General features: G+C 57.4%; 7 protein-coding genes. 3 read left to right on the top strand and 4 right to left on the bottom strand.

All coding sequences use genetic code 11. From position 1 onward, the window contains the following. The 4 genes from WCA53_RS07625 to WCA53_RS07610 all read right to left on the bottom strand — a co-directional run. On the bottom strand, positions 1–315 hold a 315-nt coding region (locus WCA53_RS07625), incomplete at its 3' end, for a T6SS immunity protein Tli3 family protein (RefSeq protein ID WP_423907580.1). Positions 316–374: 59 nt separating this feature from the next. Next, positions 375–746: a hypothetical protein gene (locus WCA53_RS07620; RefSeq protein WP_423907578.1), complete on the bottom strand. Its 372-nt coding sequence runs from the start codon at positions 744–746 to the stop codon at positions 375–377. Between the two features lie 150 nt (positions 747–896). After that, positions 897–1,646 carry a creatininase family protein gene (locus WCA53_RS07615; protein WP_423907583.1) on the bottom strand — a complete coding sequence of 250 codons (750 nt, stop codon included), beginning with the start codon at positions 1,644–1,646 and terminating at the stop codon, positions 897–899. A 132-nt stretch (positions 1,647–1,778) separates the two neighbouring features. Continuing rightward, the gene (locus WCA53_RS07610) at positions 1,779–3,086 is read right to left on the bottom strand and encodes an MFS transporter (protein WP_423907576.1); all 1,308 of its coding nucleotides are present in this window, start codon (positions 3,084–3,086) and stop codon (positions 1,779–1,781) included. 143 nt (positions 3,087–3,229) lie between these two features. Between WCA53_RS07610 and WCA53_RS07605 the strand changes: the two genes are divergently transcribed. From WCA53_RS07605 to WCA53_RS07595, 3 genes are all read left to right on the top strand, one after another. After that, a complete protein-coding gene (locus WCA53_RS07605) occupies positions 3,230–4,162 on the top strand; it encodes a LysR family transcriptional regulator (protein WP_423907574.1) in 933 nt (310 codons plus the stop codon). 298 nt (positions 4,163–4,460) lie between these two features. Continuing rightward, positions 4,461–5,015: a thioredoxin family protein gene (locus tag WCA53_RS07600; protein WP_423907572.1), complete on the top strand. Its 555-nt coding sequence runs from the start codon at positions 4,461–4,463 to the stop codon at positions 5,013–5,015. Positions 5,016–5,246: 231 nt separating this feature from the next. Next, a partial coding sequence (locus WCA53_RS07595; protein WP_423907569.1) for an SDR family NAD(P)-dependent oxidoreductase occupies positions 5,247–5,849 on the top strand: 603 nt, incomplete at its 3' end.

Genomic DNA, 5,849 nt, shown 5'->3' with positions numbered 1-5,849 from the left:
GGATCGGGCGATGTAAAGAGCATCTTTTGTTGCTGCGATCATGTAGCCTTCTGAATCTCTGGACGGATCAAAGCTGTTGTTCATGTAAACCATGCGTTTGAACGTTTTACCGCTATCAGTTGAGTAGTACAACGGCACTTTGCAACCGCGATCGCCGCAGAGAGAGTTCCTAGCTGTAGGCAGGACGACATTCGTCCCTGACGGATCATCGATTACCAAGCGCCCTCGATAATCGGTTGGTTCGCCAGTCCAGACCTTCTGATGAACGCCAATCCGCGTGTCGTTGTAGTAGTTGTCGCCAAAACAGAGATCCATGAAGCGCTCCTGAAGTTCGCCGCTTGCCTCATCTGCTGGAGCACCATCAAGCGATCTATTCAGCCTTTTTGAAACCGCCTTTTAGTAGCTGGCGACTTCGATGACAGCGTCAGCAAAGGCCTTGGGCGCTTCCTGCGGAAGGTTATGCCCCGCCTCCTTGACGATCCGATGCGCGTACCATGCAGCAGGATAACGACGGGTCCATTGTGCGGACCACTTTCGGCGTAGCCGATGTTGAGACCGCCGGCATCGATCTGCTTGATGTTGGCGAATGATGCGTTCGACATCGCCGCAGTAGCGATTGAAGCGGACGGGTTGTCCTGACTTGACTGCGCACGGGCAAGCCCGTTCCAGGCCAGCTCCACGGCGCCAATGCCTACAGCTGCCATCTCAAGAAAGCGGCGACGACGAGGGTTAATCTTGTCCGACATTATTATTTTTCCTTTGGTGGTTCACTTCAGTCGCGAGAATACGATCTGCTTGTATTGCTCAGGTGTCTGGATAAGGGCCAAGGCGCGCGGCCACGCGCGCTTGCCGCCAAGCCGCGCGTGGTCTTTCCAATGTATTGACTTCGCGATGCCTCAGTTCGGTACGGACTCCCGGCTAAAGGCATCCAACTGCAGCACCAGGCTCTGCGCCGCCAGCTTGACCAATTCGCCCCCTTTTTCAGGTGATGCCTGACCTGGATCCGAGCCCATGCGTCCGTCCGGATAGCGTGCGCGGAAGTCGAGCGCATCGCGGATCGGCCCTGACGGCGCAATCTGCGGCGTGTAATCAGCCGGTTTGATGGCGTCTGGGAAGGCCCATTGCGTGATTGCGATCTCAGAGGGCGTGGCGTGAATGCCATGGCCCGTCGGAAACTGCTGGTTCGCCAGCTCGCCAACGCCATCCAGGTCCCACCAATTGCACAACTTCAGCGCGAACCCCGCCCGGCGCTTAGCGAAGCTTGCCTCGGCGTAGATCTCGGAGAACGCCGCCTCGATCGACGCGACGTTGCCACCGTGACCGTTGAGAAAAAGTATTTTCTCGAACCCGTGGGCGACCAGCGAGCGCGTCCAGTCGCCAATTGCAGCGATGAAGGTCGACGGGCGCAGCGAAATGGTCCCGGGAAAGCCTAGATGATGTTGGGCCATGCCGATATTGAAGGTCGGGGCAACCAGGATATCGGCCGTTTTCTCAGCTTCGTAAGCAATAATCTGTGGGCACAGCCAGTCGGTGCCCAGAAGGCCGGTCGGCCCGTGCTGCTCGTTTGAACCGATCGGAACGACGATTGCGCGGCTGCGTTCCAGAAATTGGCCTACCTCGGCCCACGTTGATAAATGTAAAAGCATTTGAGTTCCTCTGTCCGGCCGGTTCCCCTTGGAACGCAGCGCATTAAGTTGCCAGCGCCTCATGCACCGGCGTTGTCCGCACGATAGACGTCAAGGCTCCTTAGTCAAAAAACAATAGTTATGGATAACTACTCAATTCGTCAACTGAGCGCTCACTGATCTTGAGGGCAGCTTGTTGACGACGAGCAGGATCGAAGCAAGCAAAGGCAGGCAGGCCACCATGAGCAGGCCAAGATGCATGTTGCCGGTCGCGGTCTTGGCCCATCCGATGATGGCTGGCCCCCAGAAGCCACCCGACAATCCAATGGTGTTGATCAGCGCGATGCCGCCCGCTGCCGCGGGACCCTTGATGTACTCTGGAGGAATTGCCCAAAACACCGTGTATGCCATCCAGAGCATGGTCGTGCCGAGTGTCAGTAGAACCAGCGATGCGAACAGATTGCCGTCCACCAGGATTGACGCGGCGAGCAATATCGCGCCGGTGATTGCGGGCACCGCACAGTGAAAGCGTCTTTCGCCATGCTTGTCTGACCTGCGGCCAATAAAATACATACCGAAGGCGGCCGCAACATAGGGGATAGCCGAGTACCAGCCGAGTTGAATCGTGTCGGTTACGCCCTGAGCTTTTACTATGGTTGGAAGCCAGAAGCTGATGGCGTAGATGGCGGCAATGATGCAGAAGTACGCGAACGCGAGGACATACACCCTTGGGTCCCTTGCAACCGCCTTGAAGGAATGGTCTCGTGCCGAAGAGGTTCCCAGTTCGGTCGCGAGCAGACGCTTTTCGTCAGCGCTTAACCAGAGCGCATCGGCGGGACGATCGGACAGCAGGAAGAGCGTGAGAATGCCGAGCACGATGCATGGCAGCCCTTCAGCCAGAAACACCCACTGCCAGCCTGCCAGGCCGGCAGTACCAGCAAACGTAGTCATCAGCCAGGCCGAGACAGGGCCGCCGACAATGCCCCCGATCGGGCCAGCGAGAAATACGATAGCAATAGCACGCGCCATGCGTGTTGGGCCGTACCAGCAAGAGAGGTAATAGATCATTCCCAGCGCGAAACCTGCTTCAAAGATACCGAGCAGAAAGCGCATTCCATAAAACATCGGCACGTTGCGTACGAACAGCATGCACGCCGAGGTGATTCCCCACAACACCAGGATGCGGCAGAACGTTTTGCGCGCCCCTACTCTCGGCAACATCAGGTTGCTCGGCAGCTCGAACAGCACGTACCCCAGAAAGAAGATACCGGCCCCTACACCGTAGGCGGCATCGGAAAAGCCGAGGGCACTTTGCATCTGCAGCTTGGCGAAACCCACATTGACCCGGTCAAGGTAGGCGAACAAGTAACAGGTCAGCAGGAATGGCAGTAGTCGCCAATTGAGTTTGTCATAGAGAGCCAGGACATCATCGCGGCCCTTCGCGGTTTGAATTGCTTCCATGTATGTCTCCAATATTCGACGTTTGCTTTGCGTTCGGTTCGTCTTCAGCGCGAATATTGGCAAGGTCAAGCAAATGTAGCAACAGCAACTAAGTTCACGTATCGTTGCTTTGTGAGCAACGCCACTGACCAAGGACATCCAACATGCGGGAAATCAATCAGCAACGGCTGCGGTATTTTCATGAGGTGCTGGTTCACGGCACGATTCGCGGCGCCGCTGAAAGCATCAATACTTCGCCCTCCGTTATTACCCGACAAATCAGGCTGCTGGAAGAAGAACTCGGCACGACCTTGTTCGAGCGTCAGGCCCGAGGCGTCAAGCCGACTGAGGCCGCGGCTCATCTGCTCGAGTTCTGGCGAGGGTATAGATCGCAGCAGGAGAAACTCGAAGATCAGCTTCACGCACTGAAGGGGCTTCAGCAAGGTCATGTGCAACTGGCCATCAGTGAGGGTTACGTCGACGCGTTGATTGAGGAAGTGCTCACTCCGTTCTGTGCGCGCTATCCGAAGCTGACTGTCGGCGTGAATAGTCTTCCCGTTGACGACGTGCTGAACGAAGTCGCCGAAAGCCGCGCGCACATCGGACTCGCTTACAATCCGCCGCCGCATCCACGCATCGAATATCGTGCGAGCTCGTCGCAGCCCGTCGTCCTGCTGGTTCGGCCGGGGCACCCGTTGGCGTTGAGAGGAGGACCCGCCAGTATCGAAGAAGTGCTTGCCTATCCGCTTGCATTGATGCCCGCCACCTTCGGGATCGGTCACGTTGCAAAGATGCTGGAATTCGCTGAAAACATCCAGATCCGCCCGACCCTGACCACTAACTCCCTGACCGCCCTCAAGCGGTTCGTCGCTAACGAGGACTTTGTGACGCTTATCGGGCAGTTTGCGGCCTATCGGGAAATCGCAGCGGGCGAGCTATGTATCGTCCCGATCGACCACCCGTTGTTCCAGGGGACCAAGGCCCGCCTGCTCATCAAGTCTGGCAGGCCCCTGGTTGCCGCCGCGTACGAATTGCTCGACTGGATCCTGACCCGCATGACGATGTTTGCTCCGGCTGCCAATGCAGATCGTAGCTAGGGCGTAGCTAGATCGTCCCGCCGTCGGGCTGCAGCGCCGCGCTAGCGGATGGCACGGTCGTCTTCGACGCTTAAGGCGTCGCGGCTTTATGGCGCAAGTGCAAGTGGAAATGCAAACGGATGGCCCATTTATATCTCAATGTATCTGAAGGCTCCGCAGATACATAACATTACGCGCGCGCGGCATGGTCGACATATGCCAGATACGTCGGGGCGTTCCAATACAGCTATGTCGAACGAAGATTGCATTTACGCGCAACCTGATCGAGACGCCATCCTCACTCTGCAAGGACTCTGACATGCTCGCCCGACTTAGGACTTTGAGCTTCGTAGCGGTGTTCGCTGCGATAGCAATTTTCACCGCGATTGCTGCTACCCGCGGCACCGCGATGGCACGTCCGCTTAATAGTGCCCCCGTCGTCGCGCCCCAATTCACCGGCATCGATAAATGGATCAACAGCGACCCGCTGACCATGCAGCAGTTGAAAGGCAAAGTCGTGCTGGTCGACTTCTGGACCTATACCTGCGGCAATTGCATCAACACCCTCCCCTACGTCAAGAGCTGGTATCAGAAATACCAGAGCCAAGGTCTGGTCGTGGTGGGCGTGCACACGCCGGAGTATGCGTTCGAGCACAACACTGAAAACGTCAAGGCGGCCATCAAGCACTTCGATATCCGTTACCCAGTGGCTCAGGACAACGAGTATGCAACGTGGAACGCCTACAGTAATCAATACTGGCCGGCCGTCTACCTGATCGACAAGAAAGGGCGGATCGTCTACAGCCACTTCGGGGAAGGCGATTACGCACAGACCGAAGCGGCAATCCGGAACCAATTGGCGCAAACTAACTAAGGCTTCTACCTGCGGCGCCCACATTGCGAATCCAACCCATAGTTCTGCCCTGGTAGCCCCGGAAGTCCCGTCCGCCGTACCGCAGCGCCTGATTTGTTCCCGCCACGCAAGACTGTTTGTCCATGCCGGGTATTCGAACTCAATGTCGACACGCCTAGACTATATTCACTGAGGTCGACACCGTCGGCCCGATTGGCAAGACATCTGGATCAACTTACTTCGAGGTCTACTATGAGCACGTCGCAAAAGGTTGTCGTCGTTACGGGCGCGTCACAAGGCATGGGCGCAGAACTGGTCAAGGCTTTCCGCGGACGCGGCTACAGTGTTGTCGCAACGGCACGCACCATCAAGCCGTCGGACGATCCGCAAATCCTGACGGTAGCGGGCGATATCGGCGACCCGGCTGTTGCACGCCGCGTGATTTCCGAAGGCGTCGCACGCTTCGGCCGTATCGACACCCTGGTCAACAACGCCGGCATCTTTATCGCGAAGCCTTTTACCACGTACACCCCCGAAGACTACGCAGCGATTACGGGCGTGAACCTCGCCGGTTTCTTCAACATCACGCAGCTTGCAATCGCTGAGATGGAAAAGAATTCGAGCGGCCATGTGGTCACCATCACGACCAGCCTGACCGACCACGCCATCAACGGTGTGCCTTCGGTGCTGGCATCGCTGACCAAGGGCGGCCTGAACTCGGCCACGAAGTCGCTGGCGATCGAATACGCAAAAGCAGGCATTCGCGCTAACGCCGTCTCGCCGGGCATCATCAAGTCGCCGATGCACGCCGTCGAAACCCACGCGGCACTCGGGGGTCTCCACCCGATGGGGCAT

The organism is Caballeronia sp., from assembly GCF_049581465.1.
In the GTDB taxonomy this organism is placed as follows: Bacteria; Pseudomonadota; Gammaproteobacteria; order Burkholderiales; family Burkholderiaceae; genus Caballeronia.
Note: the sequence above shows the minus strand (reverse complement) of the source record. Positions and strands in the feature narration are given on the sequence as shown.